Source organism: Merdimonas faecis (genome assembly GCF_001754075.1).
GTDB classification, from domain to species: domain Bacteria; phylum Bacillota; class Clostridia; order Lachnospirales; family Lachnospiraceae; genus Merdimonas; species Merdimonas faecis.
Genome location: NZ_MIEH01000018.1, coordinates 548,851 through 575,299, shown reverse-complemented (window position 1 = coordinate 575,299; position 26,449 = coordinate 548,851). Strand labels below are relative to the sequence as shown.

The window sequence follows — 26,449 nt, the reverse complement described above, 5'->3', positions numbered from 1 at the left end:
TATGAAGAAAATAGCAATCCTGGGTTCTACAGGCTCTATCGGTACGCAGACGCTGGAGATCGTAAGAGAGAATAAGGATCTGGAAGTCTTAGGGATCGCCGCAAGAAGTAACATCCGGCTCCTGGAGCAGCAGATCAGAGAATTTTCGCCGAAGCTTGCGGCGGTCTGGTCAGAAGAGAAGGCAAAAGAACTGCGGACCATGATCGCGGATACAGATACAAAGGTGGTTTCCGGCATGGATGGACTGCTCCAGGTATCAGCCATGGAAGATACGGAGATACTAGTGACAGCTATCGTGGGGATGATCGGCATCCGTCCGACGATTGAGGCAATCCGGGCGGGTAAGGACATTGCCCTGGCTAATAAGGAGACACTGGTGACAGCCGGTCATCTGATCATGCCTTTGGCAAAAGAGCATCAGGTTAAGATCCTGCCGGTAGACAGTGAGCACAGTGCCATCTTCCAGTGTTTGCAGGGAAATGAAGGAAACCGGATCCACAAAATCCTTCTGACGGCTTCCGGCGGACCCTTCCGCGGAAAGAAGCAGGAAGACCTTCTGGAGGTACAGGTGGAGGATGCGCTCCGGCACCCGAACTGGTCTATGGGGCCAAAGATTACCATTGATTCTTCTACGATGATCAATAAGGGACTGGAGGTTATAGAGGCAAAATGGCTGTTTGACGTGGATGTGGACCAGGTGCAGGTTGTCGTTCAGCCAAGAAGCATCATTCATTCCATGGTGGAATATGAAGATGGCGCCGTAATGGCGCAGCTTGGGACTCCGGATATGAAGCTGCCGATCCAGTATGCCCTTTATTATCCCGAAAGACGGCATCTTGGCGGGGACCGGCTGGACTTCTGGAAACTTCGCAGCATCACTTTCGAGGAGCCGGACATGGATACTTTCTATGGACTGAAGCTTGCATATATTGCCGGCCGCAGAGGAGGATCGCTGCCGACAGTATTTAATGCGGCTAATGAGTTGGCAGTGCAGCAGTTTTTAAGAAAAGAGATCAAATATCTGGAGATTATGGAGATCATCGAGGACTGCATCCGGGCGCATAAAGTGATCGAGGATCCAAGCCTTGATGAGATTCTTAAGACAGAGCAGGAAACCTACGAACGAATTAACAGCAGGAGGTAACACTTGGGTATTGTATTAGCAATCTTACTCTTTGGCTTTATTGTGTTTTTTCACGAGCTGGGACATTTTCTCCTGGCAAAGAAAAATAAAATCGACGTGGATGAATTTGCGGTAGGCATGGGGCCGGCGCTGTTCCAGAAGACCTATAAGGGAACCCGGTACAGTATCAGACTGCTGCCTATCGGAGGGTATTGCGCTATGGGAGAAGACGAGGAGGCTACGGATTCGCCCAACAATTTTAATAATAAATCCGTCTGGGCAAGGATCAGCGTGATCGCCGCCGGACCTGTTTTTAATTTTATCCTGGCATGGATCTTTTCCGTGATCCTGATCTTTATGATCGGATATGACCAGCCGGTGATCGGCAGTGTGGATGAGGGATATCCTGCAGCGGAGGTCGGACTGCAGGAGGGCGACCGGGTGGTACAGATCGGAGATAAAAATATCCATATCTATCGGGAGATATCCGCCTATCTGCAGTTCCATCCGGACGAGGATGTGGTGCTGACCTACGAAAGAGACGGAGAGCAACATACGGTAACGCTGACGCCAAAGATGGACGAGGAGCTTGGATATGAGAGGATCGGGCTTGCCAGCAGTGGAAATACAAAGGCTAATCTTCTGACGGCCTTCCAGTACGGAACCTATGAGGTAAAATATTGGATCGAAGTTACGTTAGACAGCCTGCGGATGCTGGTGACAGGACAGATCGGGGTTGACCAGCTGTCCGGTCCGGTGGGAATTGTAGACGTGGTGGATGAGACTTATCAGCAGAGCCGTTCCTACGGCGCTTATGTGGTGGTGGCACAGATGCTGTACCTGGCGATCCTGCTGTCTGCAAACCTGGGTGTGATGAATCTTCTGCCTCTTCCGGCCCTGGACGGCGGACGTCTGGTATTTCTGTTTGTGGAGGCTGTCCGTAAGAAACGGGTGCCGCCGGAAAAGGAAGGATATGTGCATTTCGCTGGAATCGTGCTGTTGATGCTTCTGATGGTCGTGGTTATGTATAACGATATCCAGAGAGTGTTCTTTTAAAAAAATAAAGGGAGTACGTACAAGGCTTTATTAAGAAGATAGAGCCTTGCACGTACTCCCTTTTGTAAAATCCGGTTTTATGATAAGATAAGAAAAATCAGTTTTAATTAAGTTCTGCGATCCGGGATACGCCGACGTAGACTTCAGAGATTTTGTACCAGGTAGGATAGTCTACGATACCGGTAGCCGGAAGGCCGAAGATGGACTGGAACTTCCGGACGGAGGCTTTGGTGGCGGGGCCGTAGACCCCGTCTGCGTCGATCCTTGGAAGAGCAGGGTAAGCACTGGCAATCGTGTTCAGCTGTTCCTGCATCTGCCGGACCTTGCTTCCGGTAGCGCCGGTGTCCAGATCATAGCCGGGCCAGGAGGAGGGGATGCCGGCGATAGATTCGGCAGTATTGATGTACATGTCATCCCCGTAGTAATAGCGGAGAATCTGGATGGCAGAATACCCCTGTTCGCCCAGGGAACAGGATCCCCACTGTGTCATCCAGTCAGGGCACTGCACCTGACGCCCGTCGCAGTACTGGGTCAGGATGGGCTGGCGTACGCCCGGGCGGGACAGGTAATTGGAGAATAGCTCATCTACGATAGGAGAAATTGTATCATAAAAGTTCCGCTCGGGGATCCATTTGTGGTCAAAGGCCGTGGAGGAAGTGATGGTGAAATCATACCCCATGTTCCTGTACCATTCTGTGTAAACCCTGTTCAGGGTAAAAGACATGATAGCCAGCACGTTGGCGCGGATGGTGTCTTCGGGCCAGGTGGCATAGATTTCGCTGGAGGCCACATTTTTGATATAGTCTTTATATTTTACATAATAGTTTCTGGCAGTGGAGTCCCGGGGACTCCCATCGTGGACCACAATGTATTCCGGCACGACCACGCGGCTTAAGACGATCTCGCCGGTTTCGTCCATGGGCTTGATCTCGGATTCCGGTATTTTTGCCGGATAAGTTCCATATAATGTGTGTGCAGGGATCACGAAAACTTCTTCTGAGGGACCCGTGGTGTCGGAAGGGTTCATGGTCACATTCTGAATGGCTTTTACAGTAGGGAGGATTTCCACACCGGCGATGCTGACAGATTCAAATCCGGGGGCTTCAATATGAAGAGTGTATTCTGAATAAGGTTGTTCTTCAATGGCGGGATTCAGACTATATTCCAGCGGCGGGGCATTAAGCTCTATAGTTTCTGTCTGGCCGGAGGAATCTGTGTGCAGCTCCTCCAGGATGCTGTCGGGAACGCCGGTATAGGAAATATGGATGGTGGCATCCGCGACAGGCCGGGAATTTAAGCCGGAAGTCAGATTAATCTGCAGGCTTCCAAGCTCTGGTGTATCTGCGGAGGCATGTTGTTGGATCGTATTCATGGCAGTACCTCATAAAAGCTCTATTACTGTTAATTTATGCGGGAAAAGAGAAATTGTTCAAAAAAGGAAGACGGATATATGGGAACAAGGAAAAGAAAACGGAAAAAAAGCGGTTGCCTTCTGGGATTTTTGCTTTTACTGGCCTTTGGAGGCGCCGGAGCTTTTGCATATAATTCCGGGATACTTGGCACGGCTGTCCGGGAACTGGAAGGAACGGTAAGAGAGGTTCCTTTTCAGGAAGTGCGGATTGAGGAAGAGAGTCTGGGACAGAAATATTATTACGGACAGCTTGAGGAGGAAGAAAAAAAGGTCTACCAGGAGATCAGGCAGGGGCTTATGGATTACACGTCGGAAATTTATGTGCACACAGAAGATGCGGCCGGGGCAAACCGGATCTTTCAGTATGTTTTAAATGATCATCCGGAGATTTTCTGGTGTGACGGGAAGATGACAGCTACCTCCTATGGGGGAATTACGCCATATACAGTGCTGGAGCCTGCCTATCTCTATGGGGAAGAGGAAAAGGAAAAACGAAGCGCTGTGATTGAAAGTGCGGCGGGGGAGTATCTGTCAGGAATATCCGAAGACGCGTCTGATTATGAGAAAATCCTGTATGTCTACGAATCGATTATCAGCCGTGTGGAGTATGTTCAGGATGCGCCGGATAATCAAAATATTTACAGTGTATTTTCGGGGCGGCAGTCTGTTTGTGCCGGCTATGCAAAAGCGACCCAGTACCTGCTGGAACGGCTGGGCGTATTCTGCACCTATGTGACGGGAACGGCAGCGGGAGGGCAGGCACATGCCTGGAACCTGGTGTCCTGCGGCGGGGACTATTACTATGTGGATACTACCTGGGGAGATCCGGTCTTTCAGGCGTCGGAGGGCGGAGAGTCAAAAGTTTCCGGACATATCAGCTACGATTATATGTGCTGCAATGACGAACAGCTTTTTATGACCCATACGCCGGATGACACGGTGGAGCTTCCGGCCTGTACAAAAATGGACGCCAACTATTATGTGGTGAATGGAATGTATTATGAGACTTATGACAGTGCAAAGATCCTGGAACAGATGAATGAGGTGATCTCGGCCGGGGAGAATCCGGCTGTGATCAAGTTTGCAGATGAGAAACTGTACCAGGAGGCCCACGAGGATATCCTGAACCACGTGGTGAAAAGAGCGGCCCAGAATCTGGCAGAATGGTACGGCCTTACACAGGTGAGTTATCAGTACATGGATGAGGAGAGCCTCCATAAAATTACAATATATTGGGAGTATTCTTAAAAAATGGTTGCAAATAGGGGGAACATATAGTATAATTGCTACAATTTGTCGAGTATTAGGAAGGGAAAGGTGAATCTATGAAAGCATTTCTGATTCTGGAAGACGGAACTGTCTTTTCGGGAACGAGTATCGGGTCCACAAGAGATATGATCAGTGAGATCGTATTTAATACTTCGATGACAGGTTATCTCGAGGTATTGACCGATCCTTCTTACGCCGGACAGGCTGTTGTCATGACTTATCCGCTGATCGGTAATTATGGGATCACGCCGGATATGGAGTCAAAGAAAGCATGGCCTGACGGATATATCGTAAGAGAGCTGTCCAGAATACCCAGCAATTTCCGTTGTGAGGGGACTATACAGGATTTCCTGAAAGAGCAGGATATTCCCGGGATCGCAGGAGTAGACACTCGTGCGCTGACCAAGCTATTGAGGGAAAAAGGTACGATGAATGGTATGATCACCACCAACGAGAGCTTTGACCTGGAAGAGATCCTTCCGAAGCTTCGGGCTTATGAGGTGGGCGATGTGGTCTCTGAAGTGACCTGTAAGGAAGTTTCCGTACAGAAAGGCGATGGGCCAAAGGTGGCTCTGATGGATTTTGGAGCGAAAAATAATATTATCAGATCTTTACATAAACGCGGGTGTGAAGTTACTGTTTATCCGGCAGACACACCGGCAGAAGTCATTATCAATTCTAATCCGGATGGAATCATGTTATCCAATGGACCGGGAGATCCGGCGTCCTTAACAACAATCATTCAAGAAATCAAGCAGTTATATAATTCCGATATTCCTATTTTTGCAATTTGTCTGGGACATCAGCTGATGGCTCTTGCAAATGGCGCCAAGACTTATAAATTAAAATACGGACACCGGGGCGGCAATCATCCGGTTAAGGATCTAAGCAATGGAAGAGTTTATATTTCTTCCCAGAACCATGGATATGCGGTGGATGCTTCGACTATGGATCCGGCGATTGCGAAGGAAGCGTTTATTAATGTAAATGACGGGACCAATGAAGGTCTTGTATATGAGGGAAAGAAAATTTTCACGGTACAGTTTCATCCGGAGGCGTGTCCTGGACCGCAGGATTCCGGGTACCTTTTTGACCGGTTTATGGATATGATGAAAGGAGCATAGGGATGCCTAGAAATAAAGAAATTAAAAAAGTACTGGTAATCGGGTCCGGTCCGATCGTGATCGGCCAGGCAGCGGAATTCGACTATGCGGGAACCCAGGCCTGCCGATCCCTGAAGGAAGAGGGGATCGAGGTGGTACTCTTAAATTCCAACCCGGCGACCATTATGACGGACAAGGATATAGCGGACCGGGTCTACATTGAGCCTCTGACGGCAGAGGTAGTAGAGCAGCTGATCCTGAAGGAACGTCCGGACAGTGTGCTCCCGACGCTGGGGGGACAGGCTGCGCTTAATCTGGCCATGGAGCTGGAAGAGAGCGGATTTCTGAAACGCAATAATGTACGGCTGATCGGAACCACATCCGAGACCATCAAGAAGGCGGAAGACAGGCTGGAGTTCAAGACTACGATGGAGAAGATCGGAGAGCCCTGCGCGGCGTCTCTGGTAGTGGAAAATGTGGAAGACGGACTTCGGTTTGCGGAAAAGATCGGTTATCCGGTGGTTTTGCGTCCTGCCTATACGCTTGGCGGCAGCGGCGGAGGAATCGCTCATGACCGGGGACAGATGATCGAGATCCTGGAAAACGGCCTCCGGCTTTCCAGGGTAGGGCAGGTGCTGGTGGAACGGTGCATTGCAGGATGGAAGGAAATCGAATATGAGGTGATGCGGGACAGCAAGGGCAACTGTATCACTGTATGTAACATGGAAAACATTGATCCGGTAGGCGTACATACGGGAGACAGTATTGTGGTGGCTCCCTCCCAGACACTGGGCGATAAGGAGTATCAGATGCTGCGTACCTCTGCACTGAATATTATCAGCGAGCTGAATATCACTGGTGGGTGCAATGTACAGTATGCCCTCCATCCGGAGACCTTTGAGTATTGTGTCATTGAGGTCAACCCCAGGGTCAGCCGGTCTTCGGCGCTGGCTTCCAAGGCCACGGGCTACCCCATCGCCAAGGTGGCGGCAAAGATCGCCCTGGGATATACGCTGGATGAGATTAAGAACGCAGTGACAAAGAAGACTTATGCAAGCTTCGAGCCTATGCTGGATTACTGCGTGGTGAAAATTCCGAGGCTTCCTTTTGATAAATTTATCAGCGCAAAACGGACGCTGACTACTCAGATGAAGGCTACCGGCGAGGTTATGAGTATCTGCGATAATTTTGAAGGGGCGCTCATGAAGGCTATCCGTTCCCTGGAGCAGCATGTGGACAGCCTGATGTCTTATGATTTCTCCCATCTGAAGGGAGAAGATCTGCTGGAAGAGCTTAAGGTGGTAGACGACCGCAGGATCTGGAAGATTGCGGAAGCTATCCGTCAGGGGATCAGCTACGAGGCGATCCATGAGGCGACGAAGATCGACCTGTGGTTTATTGATAAGATCGCCATTCTGGTAGAGATGGAGCAGAAGCTTCAGAATGAGCCTTTGAACGCCGAGACTCTGAAGGAAGCAAAGCGGATGGAGTTTCCGGATACCGTGATCGCAGGGCTGACGGGAAATACGGAGCGGCAGATCCATGACATGCGTCATGAGTACGGCATCCGTGCCGCTTATAAGATGGTGGATACCTGTGCGGCGGAGTTTGCGGCAGAGACGCCTTACTATTATTCGGTCTACGGAAGTGAGAATGAGGTGGAGCAGACCTCCGGAAAGAAGAAGGTGCTGGTATTAGGCTCCGGTCCTATCCGCATCGGCCAGGGGATTGAGTTTGATTTCTGTTCTGTGCACTGTACCTGGGCCTTTGCAAAAGAGGGATATGAGACGATTATCGTCAACAATAACCCGGAGACGGTAAGTACAGATTTTGATATTGCAGATAAGCTGTATTTTGAGCCGCTGACGCCGGAGGATGTAGAGAGCATCGTGGATCTGGAGCATCCGGACGGAGCGGTGGTGCAGTTTGGAGGGCAGACGGCCATCAAACTGACGGAAAGCCTGATGAAGATGGGCGTGCCTATCCTGGGGACCTCCGCAGAAAACGTAGATGCGGCGGAGGACCGGGAGTTATTTGACAAGATCCTGGAGGAGTGCCAGATCCCGCGTCCTACCGGGGGAACGGTCTATACGGCCGAAGAAGCCAAGGAAGTGGCGAACCGTCTGGGATATCCGGTGCTGGTACGGCCATCCTATGTGCTGGGCGGCCAGGGGATGCAGATTGCCATTGGCGATCATGACATCGAAGAGTTCATCGGCATTATTAACCGGATCGCCCAGGATCATCCGATCCTGGTGGACAAATACCTGATGGGGAAGGAGATCGAGGTGGACGCCGTCTGCGACGGCACAGATATCCTGATCCCAGGGATCATGGAGCATATCGAGCGGGCGGGGATCCATTCCGGCGACAGTATCTCCGTGTATCCGGCAAAGAGCATCAGCGAGAAGACAAAGAAGACGATTGAGGAGTATACCAGAAGGCTTGCCAGGGCGCTGCATGTGATCGGGCTGATCAATATCCAGTTTATCGTGTGCGGGGAAGAGGTGTATGTGATCGAGGTCAATCCAAGATCCAGCCGGACCGTGCCTTACATCAGCAAGGTAACCGGCATCCCGATCGTGCCGCTGGCCTCCCGGGTGATCATGGGACATACCATCCGGGAATTGGGGTATACGCCGGGACTGCAGCCGGAGGCAGAGTATTTTGCCATCAAGATGCCGGTATTCTCCTTTGAAAAGATCCGGGATGCGGACATCAGCCTTGGACCGGAAATGAAGTCTACCGGAGAGTGCTTAGGCATTGCAAAGACCTTTGACGAGGCGCTTTATAAAGCCTTCCTGGGAGCCGGCATTAAGCTGCCGAAGCATAAGAACATGATCCTGACCGTGCGGGACGAGGATAAAGAAGAAGCAGTACAGATCGGACGGCGATTCGCCGATATCGGCTACCGCATCTTCGCTACAAGAGGAACCGCCCGTGCACTTGAGAATGGGGGAGTAAAGGTGATCGCAGTCAACAAGATCGAGCAGGAGAGCCCGAACCTGATGGACCTGATCCTGGGCCACAAGATTGATCTGGTCATCGACACACCGCCCCAGGGCGCCGACCGTGCAAAGGACGGCTTCGTCATCCGCCGCAGCGCCATCGAGACCGGCGTGAACGTACTCACCGCCATCGATACCGCGGAGGCACTGATCACCAGCCTGGAGAATACAGATATCAAGAAACTGACGTTGATAGATATCGCGGAGATATAGGCAAATGCGTCAAATGGGGACGTACACTTTTTGCAAAAGTGTACGTCCCCATTTGCGTTTGCCGGTGTCCCCATTTGCAATATACCCTGTCCCCACCTGAAAGGTGCGTAATATTTCTGTAACATTTGTAATAAAATTGAAATTTTTGAATATACTTTATTAAGATTATTTTATGAATAATGCTTGGAAATATGCATACAAGCAGCGGCGGGAGGCGTTTTATGAATCGAAGGACTTTGTATGGATCTGCTTATTTACTGGTTTCTACCGGGCTTCTGACGGCGGGATTTACCAGCTATGCGGCGGCGCCGGATCTGACGGGGCAGGCAGCGTGTGTGCAGCAGGCGGAGGAGGCCTGCCAGCCAGGGGAGCTTCCAAGGCAGATATCCCGGGAAATTGCGCAGGAAATCTCACGGGAGGTCTGTACAGAGGCGGATGTAAGGTCCGCAAAGCTGCTGACGCAGGCGATGGAGACGGTAGAGGAGAAGAGCAGTCAGGCCGTGAAAGAGGCCGAGACTCTGGGAATAAAGAAGGAGCAGGAGCGCCGGGCTGCCCTGGAGGCTGCCCATCAGCAGGAACTGGAGCTGCTGGCATCTATCATCTTCTGTGAAGCAGGAAATCAGCCTTATGTAGGGCAGGTGGCGGTAGGGGCCGTGGTGATGAACCGGGTGGAAAGCGGCCTTTTTCCGGATTCGATCGAGGCGGTTGTCTATCAGTCCGGACAGTTTGTTCCGGCCGGAACCGGGTGGCTGGATCAGGTTAGAAATGCCGGAAGCTATACGGGTGCAGCGATGCAGGCGGCAAAGGATGCCTTTGCGGGAGCTGACCCGGTAGAGGGATGCCTTTATTTTGACCAGGGGGGCTATGGAATGCAGATCGGCGCCCACTATTTTCACTAGGAGAGTCGTTGACAAATATCGGAGAATTGAGTAGGATGGAAAGCAGAACAGCTTTGGGAAGAACAAAAGAAGGATGGTAGAAAAATGTACAGGATCCTGATCGTGGAAGACGATATGACGATTGCGAAAGTGTTGGCCGCACATTTGGAAAAGTGGGGATATGAGACTCGCTGTGCGGAAAATTTTAAAAATATCATGAATGATTTCCTTGATTTTGAACCACAGCTTCTGATGTTGGATATCGGACTGCCATTTTTCAATGGATTTCACTGGTGCCAGGAGATCCGGAAGGTGTCGCAGGTGCCGATCATGTTCCTCTCATCGCTGGATGACAACATGAATATCGTGATGGCTATGAATATGGGCGGAGATGAATTCATAGAAAAACCGTTTGATCTGAATGTGGTTACGGCAAAGGTACAGGCGCTTCTCCGACGGACCTACGCATTTCAGGGCTCGTCAAATCTGCTGGAGCACGACGGCATTATGCTGAACCTGGGAGATGCCACGGTGCTGTACCAGGACCAGAAGGTGGAGCTGACGAAGAATGAATTCCGTATCCTGCAGATTTTGTTTGAGAGGGCGGGAAAAATTGTGTCCCGTGATGAGATTATCGAACGACTCTGGGACAGCGACGAGTTTATTGATGACAATACGTTGACGGTGAATGTAGCCAGACTTCGGAAAAAACTGGAGTCGGTCGGGAGAAAAGACATGATCCGCACGAAGAAAGGCATTGGGTACATGGTAGAATGATGAGACTGCTGAAAAGATATATCAGAGAACATATCAGACAGATCTGTTTGTATATTGGCTTCCTGGGAATTTTCCAGGTAGTCTTTTTTCTGTATAATATTCGCACGGATGCAGTGCGGTATGCCTTCTTTCTGTCGGTGGGATGGCTTTTGCTCTACGGCGGCCTTGCTTTCTTGCGGTACTACCGGAAATGCCGGATGCTTAAGGAGGATCATACGGCAATCGTAACAGATCTTTCCCGGATGCCGGAGCCGGAAAATGAAGCAGAGGAGGAGTATCAGAGGATCATACAGGATCTTTATGAGCAAAAGGCGGACCTGGAGTCCAAAGGACGGATTTCCCGCCAGGAGATGGCGGATTATTATGGAATGTGGGTCCATCAGATCAAAACCCCTATTGCTGCCCTGCGTGTGATCCTTCAGTCGGCGGGAGAGGAAAATGCAGAGCTGCCTTATGCAAAGACAATGAAAATGGAGTTGTTCAAGATCGAGCAGTACGTGGAGATGGTGCTTTCTTATCTTCGGATGGAAGAAATGTCTTCGGATCTGGCTTTTGAGGAATATCAGCTGGATGATATCGTAAGACAGGCAGTCCGGAAATATTCTCAGATGTTTATTCTGAAAAGGATCCGGCTGGACTTTCAGCCGCTTCAGCATGCGGTTCTGACAGACGAAAAATGGCTGGTGTTTGTGGTGGAGCAGATTTTATCCAATGCGTTGAAATATACAAAGGAAGGCAGCATTTCGATATATCTTACAACATACCGGGAAAAGCTTATGCTTGCGATCAGGGATACGGGGATCGGGATTTCCAGGGAGGATCTGCCCCGGGTATTTGAAAAGGGGTTTACGGGATACAACGGCCGGGCGGATAAGAAGTCAACGGGGATCGGCCTGTATCTGTGTAAAAAGATTATGGATAAGCTGCGCCATGGAATATATATCGAATCAGAGGTGGATCAGGGAACAACGGTGTACCTGTATCTGGAGCGGGAAAAATGATCCTTACAGAAATGTAAGACTGGAGAGAGAAATGTCATCTAAATCAATGGAAGGACATTTCTCCCTTTTTTATAATGGGAGATGTAAAGACATTGAAGAAAGGATGGATATCAAATGGCATTATTAGATGTGAAAAATGTAAAAAAGATTTACACTACCCGGTTTGGCGGGAATCAGGTAGAGGCGCTCCGGAATGTGAATTTTTCCGTAGAGCCAAGAGAGTATGTCGCGATCATGGGAGAGAGCGGATCGGGAAAAACAACGCTTTTAAATATACTTGCGGCGCTTGATAAGCCGACAGGAGGTAAGGTTTATCTAAAAGGCAGGGATCTTGCCGGCATAAAGGAAAAAGAAATGGCAGCCTTCAGAAGGCAGAACCTGGGGTTTGTGTTTCAGGACTTTAATCTTTTGGATACGTTTTCTATTGAGGATAATATCCTGCTTCCGCTGGTACTTTCCGGCCGTAAATATCCGGAGATGGAGAAGAGGATCACACCGGTGGTGGAAAAGCTGAGGATTGCGGATATCTTGAAGAAATATCCATATGAAGTATCCGGAGGTCAGAAGCAGAGGGCGGCAGTAGCAAGGGCTCTGATCACCAAACCGCAGCTGATCCTGGCAGATGAGCCTACCGGAGCGCTGGATTCAAAAGCGGCAGACGGGCTTTTGGCTCTTTTTGAGGAAATCAACCGGGACGGACAGACAATCCTCATGGTTACCCACAGCATCAAGGCGGCCAGCACGGCCAACAGAGTACTGTTTATCAAAGACGGAGAGGTGTTCCATCAGCTTTACCGGGGCAATCTCTCCAATGAACAGATGTATCAGAAGATTTCCGATACGCTGACAGTGCTGGAGGCAGGAGGTGACGAGTAATGAATGGATCGATCTATTCCAGACTTGCGGTCACAAATCTGAAGAATAACCATAAGACGTATGTCCCTTATATTCTCACGGCAGTCCTTACGGTCATGATGTTCTACATTATGGATGCGCTGGCAAGAAATGACGGTATAGTGGAAAACAACCTGAAACTGATCCTGAGCTATGCCAGAGGCGTGATCATCGTTTTTGCGGTAATCTTTCTGTTTTACACGAACAGTTTCCTGATTAAACGGAGAAAACGGGAGATCGGTGTTTACAATATCCTTGGCATGGGGAAGCGTCATATTGCCAGGATGCTTTTTACAGAGACGCTTATCACGGCGGTGATCGGGATCGGCGCAGGACTGGTGGCCGGACTTGTATTCAGTAAACTGATGTACCTTGCGCTTTTTAAGCTCCTGCATTTTGATGTAGGGCTGGAGTTTTCGGTATCTGTACCGTCTCTGATGGATACACTGGTTCTGTTTCTGGTGATTTTTCTCCTGACGCTTATTTACAATCTGATGCAGATCCGTCTTGCAAACCCGGTGGAGCTTTTGCAGGGAAGCAGGCAGGGGGAAAGAGAGCCTAAGACAAAGATCCTGCTGGCGATCATCGGATTTGCACTGATTGGAGCCGGATATACGATCGCCCTTATAACGGAGTCTCCTTTAGAGGCAATTTCTTCTTTCTTCATCGCGGTGGTCTGCGTCATTCTTGGAACCTATGCGCTGTTTGTGGCAGGAAGCATTGCCTTTTTGAAAGCACTTCGGAAAAAGAAATCATTCTATTATCAGGCAAAGCATTTTACTTCTGTATCGGGAATGATCTACCGTATGAAGCAGAATGCAGTGGGACTTGCCAATATTTGTATTCTGAGCACCATGGTGCTGGTTATGATTTCAACCACGTTGTCCTTGTATGCCGGAATGGATGATATCCTGAGGTACCGTTTCCCGACGGAATACGGGGTGATCCTGTATCAGACCACGCCGGAGGGGGAAGAACAGACGGAGAAAATCATTTCAGAAGAAATGGCGTCCCACAATGTCACTGTGGATCCGGATACAGAACTTGTCTATCGACAGGGAGCTGTATCGGCAATCCTCAGAGACGGCGGATTTGACCTGAAAGAAACCGGGGATTATTCAACCTCTGAGATAAGAGAGGTGTATATGATCCCCGAGGCAGATTACAATTCGATGGAAGGTGAGAATATTTCACTTGATACTGACGAAGTGCTGGTGTACTCCACGGGAGAAAACTGGGGAGAGGACCAGCTGCAGATGGGAACCAGAACGTATCAGGTGGCAGGAGAGCTTGATACCCTGAAGCTGGAGCCGAAAAACAGGGCCAGAGTAGTGGAAGCTTATTATCTCATTATGTCAGATGAAGAAGAGATTACGAAGATTTTGAAGGAAGCCTGGGAGAATAGCGATATGTCGCCGGAGTGGATAGCGCAGCAAAGTGCAGTGGAGTATATCCATCGGTTTGACCTGGATGGCGACAAAAAAGACTGTACTGCTGCAGAGGAAGCTATGACGGAACGGCTGACGTCAGAGGTTGCAGGTACTTTCTGTGAGAGCAGGCAGCAGAGCCGGGAAAACTTTTATGGGCTGTATGGATCACTTTTCTTTATCGGCATTTATCTGGGAGCCCTGTTCCTGATGGCGACAGTGCTGATCATTTACTATAAACAGATATCCGAGGGATATGACGACAAAGAACGGTTCCAGATCATGCAGAAGGTAGGCATGGATCAGAAAGAAGTCCGGCGTACCATTCGGAGTCAGGTACTGACTGTGTTCTTCCTGCCGCTGTTCATGGCGGTGCTGCATGTGGCCGTGGCGTTCCAGGTCATCAAGAAGCTTATGGTCACACTGAACTTTACCAATACGCCGCTGTTCCTTCTTTGTACCGTAATCACCGTGGCCGTGTTTGCTGTGTTTTATGCAATCGTATATGGCATAACAGCAAGAGAATATTACAAAATTGTCAGAAGATAGCGGAAGGCGAAAATGGGGACGTACACTTTTGCACAAAGTGTACGTCCCCATTTACACTGGTTTTTGGATAGTTGACAGATTTATAGAAGTAGTTGTATTGTTTATATAGACAGATTTGAAATATTTTGCGATATTCAAAATTAACGCTACTTTTAAGGAGGAAAATTGTATGACAAAAGCCGGAGAAAGAGAAATTGTGAAAGCGGAACATGCCAACGGAGGTGCCGGATACATTTTAAAGGAGGCGCTGCTTACGGGAGGGGATCTTGGAGAACACTGCCGGATGTTCAGCAAGGTGACGATTCCGCCGCAGTGTGAGCTGGGGTACCATGAGCACCACGGAGAGAGCGAGACCTATTATCTGCTGACCGGAAAAGGGATGTACAGTGATAATGGGAAGGAAGTGCCGGCCGAGGCCGGAGACGTATTCTTCTGTGATGACGGAAATGGACATGGCTTGAAAAATACGGGGGAAGAAGATCTGACCTTTGTAGCTTTGATTCTAAAAAAGTAATTGTCGAAATTGTATACGGGGACGTACACTTTTTACAAAAGTGTACGTCCCCGTATACAATTTGGATAATATTCTGGAAATGAGAAATGCTATCAACATCTGCGGTTGCCATATGGCTATCCCTGTGATAGACTGTAAATGCAAATGATAATCAAACTCAAAATTAAAGCGCGGTCAATTTTTCGGACGGATTGGAGGATGAAATATGCCGGTAGAGGTGGTAGCGTACATGCTCTCGGACCAGAATATCAACAGAAGGCTGCAGTTTCAGCTGATCCTGCAGTGCGCCCCGCTGCTGAAAGGGATCAAGGTTGCCTGCATCACAAATCTGGAGCACCGGCACTGTCGGATGCTTGGCGGGATATTGAAGGGGACAGGGATCACGTACAGGATGCTGGCTGTCCGTGAGGAGCGGTGTCTGGTCATTTTATTCCGGGAAAAAGAAATGGAACGGTATCTTATGGGGAAAGAGATTCGTGAATTCTTAAAAGAATTTGGTTACATTCTGACAGAAGAGAACGATGGTCATGCGTGTGAGCCTTGCCCGGACCTCGACAGGATATTCGGGCGCCTGGCAGAGAGGATTGGCGAAGCTTCCAGGCGAAACTTGTGTTTTCCGCATGAAATCGGCGTTTTTCTTGATTACCCGATCGAGGATGTGAGAGGTTTTATTGAAAACGGCGGACAGGAATGTCTGCTGGCCGGATATTGGAAGGTGTATCACAACAGAGAACGGGCGCAGATGACCTTTCTGGCGTACGATCAGGCCAAAACCAGTGCAGTTAATGAATTTTTGACCGGGAAAAGTATACAGGACATTGTATACAGACCAGAGTTTCATGCAGCATGAATGCAGAAGTAAAGGAGGATTTGGAAATATGAGTATTTCAATCGTATACTGGAGCGGAACCGGAAACACAGAGGCGATGGCAAATGCCCTGGCAGACGGGATCAGAGAAGCAGGCGGAGAGGCCGCTTTGATCACGGTGGACAGCGTCAGTGCAGACGCCCTGGCAGGTGAGGAAGTGTTTGCCCTGGGATGCCCTTCCATGGGAGCGGAAGAGCTGGAGGAAAGCGAGATGGAGCCTTTCGTGGCAGAGCTTGAGGGAAAAGTAAAAGGGAAAAAGATTCTGCTCTTCGGGTCTTATGGCTGGGGAGACGGAGAATGGATGCGGAACTGGGAAGAACGGATGAAGAATGCCGGCGCCATTCTGGTGACGGGTGCGGGCATCATTGCCAACGAAGCTCCGGACGGCGCGGCAATAGACGCACTGAAAGCTGCCGGAAAAGAGATGGTATCAGTATAAGCAGCAGGAAATAACGGGAACAGGCAGTGGACGACGTGTACATAGAAAGAAAGGAATGATCGAATGAGCGTTGTGATCATTGGCGGGAATGAGCGGATGGAGCAGCAGTATAAGCAGATTTGCAAGAAGTACCGCTGTAAGGCAAAAGTATTTACCCGGATGTCAGGAAATTTAAAGACTCAGATCGGACAGCCGGACCTGATCATCCTCTTTACTTCTACAGTGGCCCATAAAATGGTCCATTGTGCGCTGAAAGAGGCGGAGCGCTATCAGATCCGGGTGGAGCGTTCTCACAGCAGCAGTGCCAGTGCGCTGGAAAATGTTCTGCAGGGCTGTACGTAAGGATGGATTTTCAGGAAGAGGGCGATGCCCTCTTTTTTTTGTGCCCGATCCATGATAAACTGGTCACAGTAAAAAAATTTGGAGGACGTAGCTGAAATGAGTTATGCAGATAAGGTATTTATTGAAATGTGTACAGATATTATTGAAAACGGTACGGACACAAGAGGAGAAAAGGTACGTCCGGTGTGGGAGGATGGAACACCGGCTTATACGATCAAGAAATTCGGCGTGGTCAACCGGTATGATCTTTCCAAAGAATTTCCGGCGCTGACCCTCAGACGGACTGCAATCAAGAGCTGTACGGACGAGCTTTTGTGGATCTGGCAGAAAAAATCCAATAACATTCATGATCTGAACAGCCATATCTGGGACAGCTGGGCAGATGAAGACGGCTCTATCGGCAAGGCTTACGGATATCAGATGCAGGTAAAGCACCAGTATAAGGAAGGCCTGTTTGACCAGGTGGACCGGGTGATCTATGACCTGAAAAATAATCCATACAGCCGGCGGATCATGACAAACCTGTATGTACATCAGGATCTTCACGAGATGAATCTGTATCCATGTGCCTATAGCATGACCTTTAATGTATCGAAGAAGCCGGACAGCGAGAAGCTTGTGCTGAATGGAATCCTGAACCAGAGATCCAATGACGTGCTGGCTGCCAATAACTGGAACGTGTGCCAGTATTCTGTGCTGATGCATATGCTGGCACAGGTCTGCGATATGCAGGTGGGAGAGCTGGTGCATGTGATCGCGGATGCACATATTTATGACCGTCATGTGCCGATGATCCGGGAACTGATCTCAAGAGAACCTCTGCCGGCGCCGAAATTCTGGCTGAATCCGGAAATAAAGGATTTCTATGAATTTACGCCGGATGACGTGAAGCTGATCGACTATCAGACCCATGAACAGATCCGGAATATTCCGGTAGCAATATAAGGAGGCAGGACAGATGAAATTAATTGTTGCGGTTGACAAAAACTGGGCGATTGGAAAGAATAATAAGCTGATGTGGAGCATCCCGGCGGATATGAAGTTCTTTCGGGAGACCACACAGGGGAATGTGGTCATTATGGGACGTAAGACCCTGGAGAGTTTCCCGCAGGGACAGCCTTTAAAGAACCGGGTGAATATCGTGATCTCCAGAAAGCCGGATTATCAGGTGAAGGGAGCCGTGGTGGTTCACAGTGTGGAAGAAGCTGTGGAAGAGAGTAAGAAGTATGAAGGAGAAGTCTTTGTGATCGGAGGAGAAAGTATTTACCGGGCCATGCTTCCCTATTGTGATACCGCATTGGTAACGAAGATCGATCATGCTTTTGACGCAGACACCTATTTCCCAAGCCTGGATCAGGATGACGAATGGCAGATGACAAAAATCAGTGAGGAACAGACCTGTTTTGATCTGGAGTATTATTTTACCGTGTATGAGAGGGTTCAAAAATAAATGAGAATTTTAAGTATCAGCGCCCAGAAGCCGGACAGCACAGGAAGCGGCGTCTATATGACAGAGCTGATCCGTGCATTTGCGGACAAGGGATATGAACAGGGAGCGGTAGCCGGGATCGGGCCGGAAGACCGGCCCGAACTTCCAGAGGGCATCCGTTTTTGTCCGGTACGATTTGAAACGGAAGATCTGCCGTTCCCGGTGGCGGGGATGTCGGATGAAATGCCCTACCGCAGCACCAGATACTGTGATATGACAGAAGAGATGACGGCACAGTTTAGTCAGGCATTTTTAAAGGTAATCGATCAGGCAGTGCGTAAGCTCCAGCCGGATGTGATCTTATGCCACCACCTGTATCTTCTGACTGCACTGGTGCGCAAGCACTATCCGGAGAGAAGGGTCTATGGATTCTGCCATAATACAGATTTGCGGCAGATGCAGAAAAATCCTTTGCAGCGTTCTTTTATCGCAGAACAGATCTGTGATCTTGACGGTATTTTTGCTCTGCAGGCTGCCCAGACAGCCATGATCTCGGAAATCTATGGCGCGGACACGGGCAAAATCCATGTGGTGGGGATTGGATATAATGATCGGATCTTTTTCCAGAGTGAAAGAAAGCGGAACGGGTCAGAGATCCGGATCGCCTATGCGGGCAAGATTGCGGAGAAAAAAGGTGTAATGAGTCTTCTAAGGGCAATGGAGCATCTGCCCTACAGAACAGAGAGGATCCATCTTTTCCTGGCAGGAGGAGCCGGCAACCAGAAGGAGTATGAAGAGGCGAGGGCGCTGGCAAGAAGATGCCGCTACCCGGTAAAGTTTTTGGGAAAGCTTTCGCAGCAGAATCTGGCAAAGCTATATAATATGTGTGACATATTTGTGCTGCCCTCCTTCTGTGAGGGACTTCCGCTGACTCCGGTAGAAGCTTTAGCCTGCGGAGACCGTGTGGTGATGACAGACCTTCCAGGGATCAGGCCCTGGCTGACAGAATGTGCGCCAGGGGCAGATGTGCTTTATGTCAGGCCGCCCAGAATGAGGGGGGTAGATGAGCCGGTCGAGGAGGATCTTCCTGGATTTGAACAGCGGCTGGCCGAGAGCCTCTGGACAGCAGCAAGGGCAGTACAGGAACAGGGAAATCTGCGGAAGCCGGCAGCAGATCTTAGAAGAATCCGGTGGGAGCAGGTGGCTGCCAGAGTGGGAAAAGCAGTGGGAATTTTATAAATCTGCAGTAAATAGATTGACAATAGTAGAAAATATGAATATAATAGTGATAATTATTCAGCGAAATGCAGTGACAAGGAGGAGTACATAGTCGTCGAATGCCAAGAGAGAAGGTGGGTGGTGTGAACCTTCGTGAAGAGATTATGGAAGTAGCCTTCGAGCAGTGAACCGAAAGAGGAAAGCTTCAAGTAGACTTCAACGTATTTCCCCACGTTACAGGGGAACGGTATCGGAAAAGCTTTTATTATTTCCCGTATCGGCAGAGTGCAGAGAAAAATTCTCTGAATTTAGGTGGTAACACGGATATCTGATTCGCCCTAAGCAGCCAAAAGCTTAGGGCGTTTTTTTGATATCTTTTGACAAGGAGGTATGTATATGAGAAAGATCAGCGGCAACAAATTACTGGTGAAAGCATTGAAAGAAGAAGGGGTAGATGTATTATTCGGTTATCCGGGTGCATGTACCATTGATATCAGTGACGAACTGTATAAACAGGACTTTACCAAGGTGATTCTTCCAAGGCAGGAAATCGCATTGGTACACGAAGCAGATGCCTATGCCCGTTCTACAGGAAAGGTGGGAGTCTGTCTGGTAACCAGCGGGCCCGGAGCTACGAATCTGGTGACCGGACTTGCGACGGCGTATTATGACAGTGTGCCGCTGGTATGCTTTTCAGGACAGGTGGCAAGACATCTGATCGGGAACGATGCATTCCAGGAGGTAGATATTGTAGGTATTACCCGGAGTATCACGAAATACGGTGTCACCGTCCGCAACAGAGAGGATCTGGGACGGATCATCAAGGAGGCGTTTTATATCGCCCGGACTGGAAGACCGGGGCCGGTACTGGTGGATCTGCCTAAAGATGTGATGGGCGAGCTGGGAGATGCGGAGTATCCGGAAGAAGTAAATATCAGAGGATATAAGCCCAATACTCATGTGCATATCGGGCAGCTGAAAAGGGCCATCAAGATGCTGTCCAAGGCAGAACGTCCGCTGTTCCTGGTGGGCGGAGGCGTCAATATCGCCCATGCGAATCAGGAGTTCACTGCGCTTGCAGAGAAGACGAATGTTCCGGTAGTGACAACGGTCATGGGACGGGGAGCAATCCCGACAAATCACCCGCTCTATATCGGGAACGTGGGGATGCACGGGGCGTATGCCTGCAACATGGCAGTGAATGAATGTGATCTGTTGTTTTCCATCGGGACTAGGTTCAATGACCGGATCACCGGAAAACTCCACTCCTTTGCACCGAAGGCCCAGATTGTACATATTGATATCGATACGGCGGCTATTTCCAAGAATGTGCAGGTAGACGTGCCCATCGTTGCAGATGCAAAAGAGGCTGTGACCAGGATGCTGGAGTACGTGACAGAATGTGAGACGAAAGACTGGATGGAAACGATCCAGAGCTGGAAGAAGGAGCATCCGCTGGCCATGAAGCCAAGACCGATCATGACGCCGCAGGATATCATTGAAACCATCAACCGGATTTTTGACGAGGCTATTATCGTAACAGACGTAGGCCAGCACCAGATGTTTGTGTCTCAGTTTGCGGAAATAACAGAAAAGAAGAGACTTTTGATGTCCGGAGGCCTTGGAACCATGGGATACGGACTTCCGGGAGCCATCGGTGCAAAGATCGGCAATCCGGATATACCTGTCATCTCTATTTCCGGTGACGGCGGAATCCAGATGAATATTCAGGAGATGGCAACAGCGGTATTGGAAGAGCTTCCTACGATCAACTGTATTTTCAACAACTACAATCTGGGTATGGTACGGCAGTGGCAGAAGCTGTTTTATGGCAAACGCTACTCCATGACCTGTCTGCGGTCCGGAGCGGCCTCGAGGGACCGGGGAGAAAATGTGGAAGATATGGCATATGTACCGGATTTTGTGAAGCTTGCAGAAAGCTACGGGGCAAAAGGAATCCGTGTCACCAGGAAAGAAGAGATCGAGCCGGCTTTCCGGGAAGCTATGAGCAGTAAGAAGACACCATATCTTATTGAGTTCCTGATCGACCCGGAGGATCTGGTTTATCCGATGATCCAGCCGGGAGGGACACTGGAAGATATGATCATGGATTGTTAAACTGAGGTTGTAAAAAGGAGGAAATAGATGATGAGCGGAATGAAAAAACGTTGGATTTCACTATATGTGGAAAATCAGGTGGGAGTCCTTTCCAAAATCTCCGGGCTGTTTTCCGGAAAATCATACAATCTGGACAGCCTGACTGTAGGGACTACGGAAGATCCTACCATTTCCAGGATGACTATTGCTACTGTCAGTGATGATGAGACCTTTGAACAGATTAAAAAGCAGCTGAACCGTCTGGTGGAGGTTATTAAGGTTATTGATTTTACAGATATTTTTGTCAGAATGAAGGAAATCCTGTATGTAAAAGTGCGCAAATGCACGCCGGAAAATAAGGTGGAGCTGTTTCAGATCGCCGAGACATTCAAGGCTAAAGTCATCGACTATGGTCATGACAGCCTTCTGCTGGAATTTGTGCAGACGACAGCAAAAAATGATGCAGTCATCAAATTGATGAAAGAAGAATTTCAGAGCATCGAGGTAGTCAGAGGCGGCTGTGTGGCAATCGAGTCGATTAGTATGATGGAGCGTTAGGATCTGTGCGGATTTTCTTGTAATAATTAAATTAGATAAAAAAACAGAGCGCACTCTTGAATTTTGAATACAGTGGTATTATAATCAAAAAAGAAAAAAGGAACGGAGGAGATTTCGATGGAAAAGAAAAATATTGACTGGTCTAATTTAGGCTTTTCTTATGTAGAGACTGATAAACGATACGTTTCCAACTATAAGGACGGGGCGTGGGACGAAGGCATGATGACCTCCGATGCAAATGTGGTGATCAACGAGTGCGCAGGTGTGCTTCAGTATGCACAGACTTGTTTCGAAGGCTTAAAGGCATATACGACAGAGGATGGACACATTGTAATGTTCCGACCTGACTTAAATGCAGCCCGGATGGCAGACAGCGCAAAGAGACTGGAAATGCCGGTATTTCCGGAGGACAGATTCGTGGAGGCTGTTCATGAGACAGTAAAGGCCAATGCAGCCTACGTGCCGCCGTATGGCTCCGGAGCCACCTTATATGTGCGCCCGTACATGTTTGGATCCAACGCTGTCATCGGTGTAAAGCCTGCGGATGAATATCAGTTCCGTGTGTTTACTACACCAGTAGGGCCATATTTTAAGGGCGGCGCAAAACCGATCACCATCCGCGTCTGCGATTTTGACCGGGCGGCACCGCATGGTACCGGACACGTGAAGGCGGGACTGAATTATGCGATGAGTTTACACGCTATCGTAGATGCGCACAATCAGGGATTCGACGAAAACATGTATCTGGATGCGGCAACCAGAACAAAAGTAGAAGAGACGGGCGGAGCAAACTTTATCTTCGTCACAAAAGACAATAAAGTTGTAACACCGAAATCCAGCACGATTCTGCCATCAATCACCAGACGTTCACTGATGTATGTGGCAGAGCATTATCTGGGGCTGGAAGTCGAGGAGCGGCCGGTATACTTTGATGAAGTCAAGGACTTCGCAGAGTGCGGCCTGTGCGGAACCGCAGCTGTCATTTCACCGGTAGGCAAGATTAATGACCACGGAAAAGAGATCTGCTTCCCAAGCGGAATGGACGAAATGGGACCAATCACCAAGAAATTATACGATACACTGACCGGGATCCAGATGGGGCACATCGAAGCACCGGAAGGATGGATCCACAGAGTGGAATAGAGAGACGCAAATGGCAAATGGGGACGTACACTTTTGATAAAAGTGTACGTCCCCATTTGCGTTTGTCGGTGTCCCCTTTCGAAAAACACCCTGTCCCCATTTGCAAAAGTGTACGTCCCCTCGCAAATAAACACCATATAACGGTTGACAACAGTTATAAACTGTTATATACTGTTTGTAGCGAAGGAGGGATTGGATGAAGTTGATTGTCAATCATTCCTCTATGCAGCCGATCTACGAACAGATCGTGGATCAGGTGAAGGATAAGATCATGCATGGGGAGCTTGGCGCCGGGGAGGCGCTGCCGTCAGTACGTACGTTGGCGAAGGAATTGAAGGTCAGTGCACTGACCGTGAAAAAGGCATACGATGCTCTGGAGGAGGAAGGCTTTGTGAACACGGTCCACGGCAAGGGAAGCTACGTGGCGTTTGCGAACCAGAGCCTCTTGCTGGAGGAGAAGAAGAAGGAAGTAGAAGCTGATTTGGAAAGGGCCATCCGAAAAGGCAGAAGCTGTGGAATGAGCAATCAGGAGATTGCGGATTTATTTCAGATTGTTTTGGAGGATTAGTGCAATGTTGTGTTTTGAAAATGTCAGGAAGGTGTACAAAGATTTTGAACTGAATTGTTCCATGCGGGTGGAGCCGGGCTGCATTACAGGGCTGATCGGGCCTAACGGCGCCGGGAAAAGTACAGCCTTTAAAGCGGCGCTTGGGCTGATCCGCACAGACGGAGGAAGGATGGAAATCCTGGGAAAGCCGGCAGATCAGCTTCTGCCTTCGGACCGGGAACAGATCGGCGTGGTGCTGGCGGATTCCGGATTCAGCAGGTATTTGCGGATCAAAGATCTTCTTCCGGTGCTGGATCATCTGTATCACGGATTTTCCAGGGAGGAATTCAAGCAGAACTGCAGAAAATTGTCTCTGCCTATGGACAAAAAGATCGGTGAATTTTCCACCGGGATGAAACGGAAGCTGCAGCTTCTGGCAGCAGTCTCGCATGACGCGGATCTGTTAATCTTAGATGAGCCTACGTCGGGGCTTGATGTGATTGCCAGAGACCAGCTTTTAGGTCTTCTCAGGGAATATATGGAAAAAGACGGAAGATCGATCCTGATCAGCTCTCATATCTCCGCAGACCTGGAGGGATTCTGTGATGATGTGTATCTGATCGATCAGGGAAGGATCATCCTTCATGAGGAGACGGATAACCTGCTGAACCGGTACGGGCTTTTGAAGGTAACGCCTGAGCAGTACGCAGGACTGGATCAGGCATATATCTTAAAGAGCAGAAGGGAAGACTTTGGATACAGCTGCCTGACAGATCAGAAGCAGTTTTATGTAGAGAACTATCCAAATATCGTCATCGAGCGGGGAAGCATCGATGAATTGATCATGATGATGAATGGGAGGGAATCATAATGACAGGGCTTTTAATGAAAGATCTGATGATGCTGAAATGTCAGAAACAGTTTTTCTTTGTGATGGGAGTCGTAGGATTGATGTTTCTTGTTATATATGATAATCCGACACTTGTATTTGGCTATCTGACCATTATGTTTTCCTTTATTCCCCTTACGACACTGGCTTATGATGATGCGGATAACGGATCTGCGTATTTGTTTACGCTTCCGGTAAGCCGGAAGGGATACCTTGTTGAAAAATATTTGTTTTCTGCAGGCTTTACCCTGGCAGCAGCGCTTCTGACTCTGGCAGTGGTCATCGTGGCCTGTCTGGTAAAAAATTATGCCGTACAGCCAGAAGAGCTGGGCGTGATGGTTATGACCTGTATTACTGTTTCCGTAATCTTTTCAGCAGTATCAATGCCGGTGCAGCTGAAATTTGGTTCCGAGCGAAGCCGGGTGGCGGCGGCACTGACATTTGGCGGTCTGTTTGGAATCTGCTATGGGGGAGCATGGCTTATGTCCAGGGCAGGAATCAGCCTGGGAGAACTGGAAGACGCACTTTCCATGCTGGAATGGCCGGCAGCAGTCGGACTTGGCATCTTACTGTGGGTAGTGGTATATGGAGTTTCTTTTGGAATCTCGTTGAAAATCCTGAAAGGCAAAGATTTTTAATAGATTTTCTGGTATAATGATTGCACGAGGTGCAATCCGGCCCGGCAGGCCGGCCCGCCCTGCTTCGCAGGGATTATACCGGCAGGCCCCAGCTTGGGAAGTAAATGTCTGCATACGCAGCCGCTTCCTTCCCTGCGCATGTGGTATAATGGTTGCACGAGGTGCAATCCGGCAAAACAGCGTCGGTGTAAGACCGGCGCTGTTTTGCGGAATGAATATGAGAAAAGAGGAAACGAATGGAAGCCTATACAAGTTTTGCAGAAGTATATGATCAGTTTATGGACAACGTTCCCTACCGGGAGTGGGCAGATTTTCTGCAGGAAATCCTGCAGAAAGAAGGGATAAACGATGGCCTGGTGCTGGATCTGGGCTGCGGTACCGGCAGCATGACAGAAGAGCTGGCGGGCCGGGGCTATGATATGATCGGCGTGGACAACTCGGAGGACATGCTGGAGATCGCCATGGAAAAGCGACAGGAGAGCGGCCATGATATCCTGTATCTTTTGCAGGATATGCAGGAATTTGAGCTTTACGGAACCGTCCGGGCAGTGGTCAGCGTCTGTGATTCCGTCAATTACGTGACAGAAAAAGAAGAGCTGGAGCAGGTATTCAGGCTGGTCAATAATTACCTGGATCCCGGCGGGATTTTCGTCTTTGATTTTAATACGGAATATAAATACCGGGAGGTGCTGGGCGACCGGACGATCGCGGAAAACCGGGAAGATTCCAGCTTTATCTGGGATAACTATTATTATGAAGAAGAGCACATGAATGAGTATGAGCTGACACTCTTTATCCAGGAGGCAGATCAAAAAGAGCTCTACCACAAATATCAGGAAACCCATTTCCAGAGGGCGTACACCCTGGAAGAGATAAGAGAGCTGCTGGAAAAATCCGGGCTTCGCTTTGTGGCTGCCTACGAGGATTATACAAAAGAGGCTCCGGGCAAGGGAAGCGAACGGATCTGTGTGGTAGCAAGGGAGCAGGGCAAATAGGCGATTGCATTCCATATCAAAACATATTAAAATATATCCAATGCAGAGAAAAATGCAGACAGA

Annotated in this window: 25 protein-coding genes and 1 other annotated feature; of the genes, 24 read left to right on the top strand and 1 reads right to left on the bottom strand. The window is 49.2% G+C overall.

The annotated features are described in order from the left end of the window. Position 1: 1 nt before the first annotated feature. Positions 2-1,144, top strand: coding sequence for a 1-deoxy-D-xylulose-5-phosphate reductoisomerase (locus tag BKD12_RS11540; protein WP_070089453.1), 1,143 nt, complete (start codon positions 2-4; stop codon positions 1,142-1,144). Between the two features lie 3 nt (positions 1,145-1,147). Beyond that, on the top strand, positions 1,148-2,179 hold the full coding sequence (gene rseP / locus BKD12_RS11535; RefSeq protein ID WP_070089452.1) for an RIP metalloprotease RseP: 1,032 nt from the start codon (positions 1,148-1,150) through the stop codon (positions 2,177-2,179). A gap of 103 nt (positions 2,180-2,282) precedes the next feature. Here rseP and BKD12_RS11530 read toward each other — a convergent pair whose 3' ends face one another. After that, positions 2,283-3,551 carry a peptidoglycan-binding protein gene (locus tag BKD12_RS11530; protein WP_070089451.1) on the bottom strand — a complete coding sequence of 423 codons (1,269 nt, stop codon included), beginning with the start codon at positions 3,549-3,551 and terminating at the stop codon, positions 2,283-2,285. 78 nt (positions 3,552-3,629) lie between these two features. On the opposite strand from BKD12_RS11530, the gene BKD12_RS11525 reads away from it, so the two are divergent. The 22 genes from BKD12_RS11525 to BKD12_RS11420 all read left to right on the top strand — a co-directional run bounded on the left by BKD12_RS11525 (position 3,630) and on the right by BKD12_RS11420 (position 26,386). After that, positions 3,630-4,838, top strand: a complete 1,209-nt coding sequence (locus BKD12_RS11525) for a transglutaminase domain-containing protein (protein ID WP_070089450.1) — start codon at positions 3,630-3,632, stop codon at positions 4,836-4,838. A 77-nt stretch (positions 4,839-4,915) separates the two neighbouring features. Continuing rightward, positions 4,916-5,983, top strand: coding sequence for a carbamoyl phosphate synthase small subunit (locus tag BKD12_RS11520; protein ID WP_070089449.1), 1,068 nt, complete (start codon positions 4,916-4,918; stop codon positions 5,981-5,983). 2 nt (positions 5,984-5,985) lie between these two features. Next, complete coding sequence (carB, locus tag BKD12_RS11515; protein WP_070089448.1) at positions 5,986-9,183, top strand: carbamoyl-phosphate synthase large subunit; 3,198 nt, start codon at positions 5,986-5,988, stop codon at positions 9,181-9,183. Positions 9,184-9,404: 221 nt separating this feature from the next. Next, complete coding sequence (locus tag BKD12_RS11510) at positions 9,405-10,082, top strand: cell wall hydrolase (RefSeq protein ID WP_070089447.1); 678 nt, start codon at positions 9,405-9,407, stop codon at positions 10,080-10,082. 84 nt (positions 10,083-10,166) lie between these two features. Continuing rightward, the gene (locus BKD12_RS11505; protein WP_070089446.1) at positions 10,167-10,838 is read left to right on the top strand and encodes a response regulator transcription factor; all 672 of its coding nucleotides are present in this window, start codon (positions 10,167-10,169) and stop codon (positions 10,836-10,838) included. Then, complete coding sequence (locus BKD12_RS11500) at positions 10,838-11,839, top strand: sensor histidine kinase (RefSeq protein ID WP_070089503.1); 1,002 nt, start codon at positions 10,838-10,840, stop codon at positions 11,837-11,839. Before BKD12_RS11505 ends, BKD12_RS11500 begins: the two co-directional genes overlap by 1 nt. Before the next feature lie 114 nt (positions 11,840-11,953). Next, positions 11,954-12,715, top strand: coding sequence for an ABC transporter ATP-binding protein (locus BKD12_RS11495; protein WP_070089445.1), 762 nt, complete (start codon positions 11,954-11,956; stop codon positions 12,713-12,715). After that, positions 12,715-14,709, top strand: a complete 1,995-nt coding sequence (locus tag BKD12_RS11490; RefSeq protein ID WP_070089444.1) for an FtsX-like permease family protein — start codon at positions 12,715-12,717, stop codon at positions 14,707-14,709. The genes BKD12_RS11495 and BKD12_RS11490 overlap by 1 nt, the downstream gene beginning before the upstream one ends. A gap of 169 nt (positions 14,710-14,878) precedes the next feature. Then, the gene (locus BKD12_RS11485) at positions 14,879-15,223 is read left to right on the top strand and encodes a cupin domain-containing protein (RefSeq protein WP_070089443.1); all 345 of its coding nucleotides are present in this window, start codon (positions 14,879-14,881) and stop codon (positions 15,221-15,223) included. Between the two features lie 205 nt (positions 15,224-15,428). After that, the gene (locus BKD12_RS11480; RefSeq protein WP_070089442.1) at positions 15,429-16,073 is read left to right on the top strand and encodes a DUF3793 family protein; all 645 of its coding nucleotides are present in this window, start codon (positions 15,429-15,431) and stop codon (positions 16,071-16,073) included. Positions 16,074-16,101: 28 nt separating this feature from the next. Continuing rightward, positions 16,102-16,530 carry a flavodoxin gene (locus BKD12_RS11475; protein ID WP_070089441.1) on the top strand — a complete coding sequence of 143 codons (429 nt, stop codon included), beginning with the start codon at positions 16,102-16,104 and terminating at the stop codon, positions 16,528-16,530. Between the two features lie 63 nt (positions 16,531-16,593). After that, positions 16,594-16,872 (top strand): DUF2325 domain-containing protein, encoded by a 279-nt coding sequence (locus tag BKD12_RS11470; protein ID WP_070089440.1) that lies wholly within the window; start codon positions 16,594-16,596, stop codon positions 16,870-16,872. 96 nt (positions 16,873-16,968) lie between these two features. Continuing rightward, a complete protein-coding gene (gene thyA, locus BKD12_RS11465) occupies positions 16,969-17,817 on the top strand; it encodes a thymidylate synthase (RefSeq protein WP_070089439.1) in 849 nt (282 codons plus the stop codon). Positions 17,818-17,830: 13 nt separating this feature from the next. Continuing rightward, positions 17,831-18,322, top strand: a complete 492-nt coding sequence (locus BKD12_RS11460; RefSeq protein ID WP_070089438.1) for a dihydrofolate reductase — start codon at positions 17,831-17,833, stop codon at positions 18,320-18,322. Further along, positions 18,323-19,540, top strand: a complete 1,218-nt coding sequence (locus tag BKD12_RS11455; protein WP_070089437.1) for a glycosyltransferase family 4 protein — start codon at positions 18,323-18,325, stop codon at positions 19,538-19,540. Positions 19,541-19,601: 61 nt separating this feature from the next. Continuing rightward, positions 19,602-19,863: a binding site (T-box leader), on the top strand. A gap of 52 nt (positions 19,864-19,915) precedes the next feature. Continuing rightward, the gene (gene ilvB, locus BKD12_RS11450; protein WP_070089436.1) at positions 19,916-21,637 is read left to right on the top strand and encodes a biosynthetic-type acetolactate synthase large subunit; all 1,722 of its coding nucleotides are present in this window, start codon (positions 19,916-19,918) and stop codon (positions 21,635-21,637) included. Positions 21,638-21,664: 27 nt separating this feature from the next. After that, entirely contained in the window at positions 21,665-22,174 is a 510-nt protein-coding gene (ilvN, locus tag BKD12_RS11445) for an acetolactate synthase small subunit (RefSeq protein ID WP_070089435.1), read from the top strand. 117 nt (positions 22,175-22,291) lie between these two features. Further along, positions 22,292-23,317, top strand: a complete 1,026-nt coding sequence (locus BKD12_RS11440) for a branched-chain amino acid aminotransferase (protein WP_070089434.1) — start codon at positions 22,292-22,294, stop codon at positions 23,315-23,317. A 196-nt stretch (positions 23,318-23,513) separates the two neighbouring features. Further along, positions 23,514-23,885: a GntR family transcriptional regulator gene (locus tag BKD12_RS11435; protein WP_070089433.1), complete on the top strand. Its 372-nt coding sequence runs from the start codon at positions 23,514-23,516 to the stop codon at positions 23,883-23,885. Between the two features lie 4 nt (positions 23,886-23,889). Beyond that, positions 23,890-24,735, top strand: coding sequence for an ABC transporter ATP-binding protein (locus BKD12_RS11430; RefSeq protein ID WP_070089432.1), 846 nt, complete (start codon positions 23,890-23,892; stop codon positions 24,733-24,735). After that, positions 24,735-25,391, top strand: a complete 657-nt coding sequence (locus BKD12_RS11425; protein WP_070089431.1) for an ABC-2 transporter permease — start codon at positions 24,735-24,737, stop codon at positions 25,389-25,391. Before BKD12_RS11430 ends, BKD12_RS11425 begins: the two co-directional genes overlap by 1 nt. Positions 25,392-25,627: 236 nt before the next feature. Beyond that, on the top strand, positions 25,628-26,386 hold the full coding sequence (locus BKD12_RS11420; RefSeq protein ID WP_070089430.1) for a class I SAM-dependent DNA methyltransferase: 759 nt from the start codon (positions 25,628-25,630) through the stop codon (positions 26,384-26,386). The last annotated feature ends 63 nt before the right edge of the window (positions 26,387-26,449 follow it).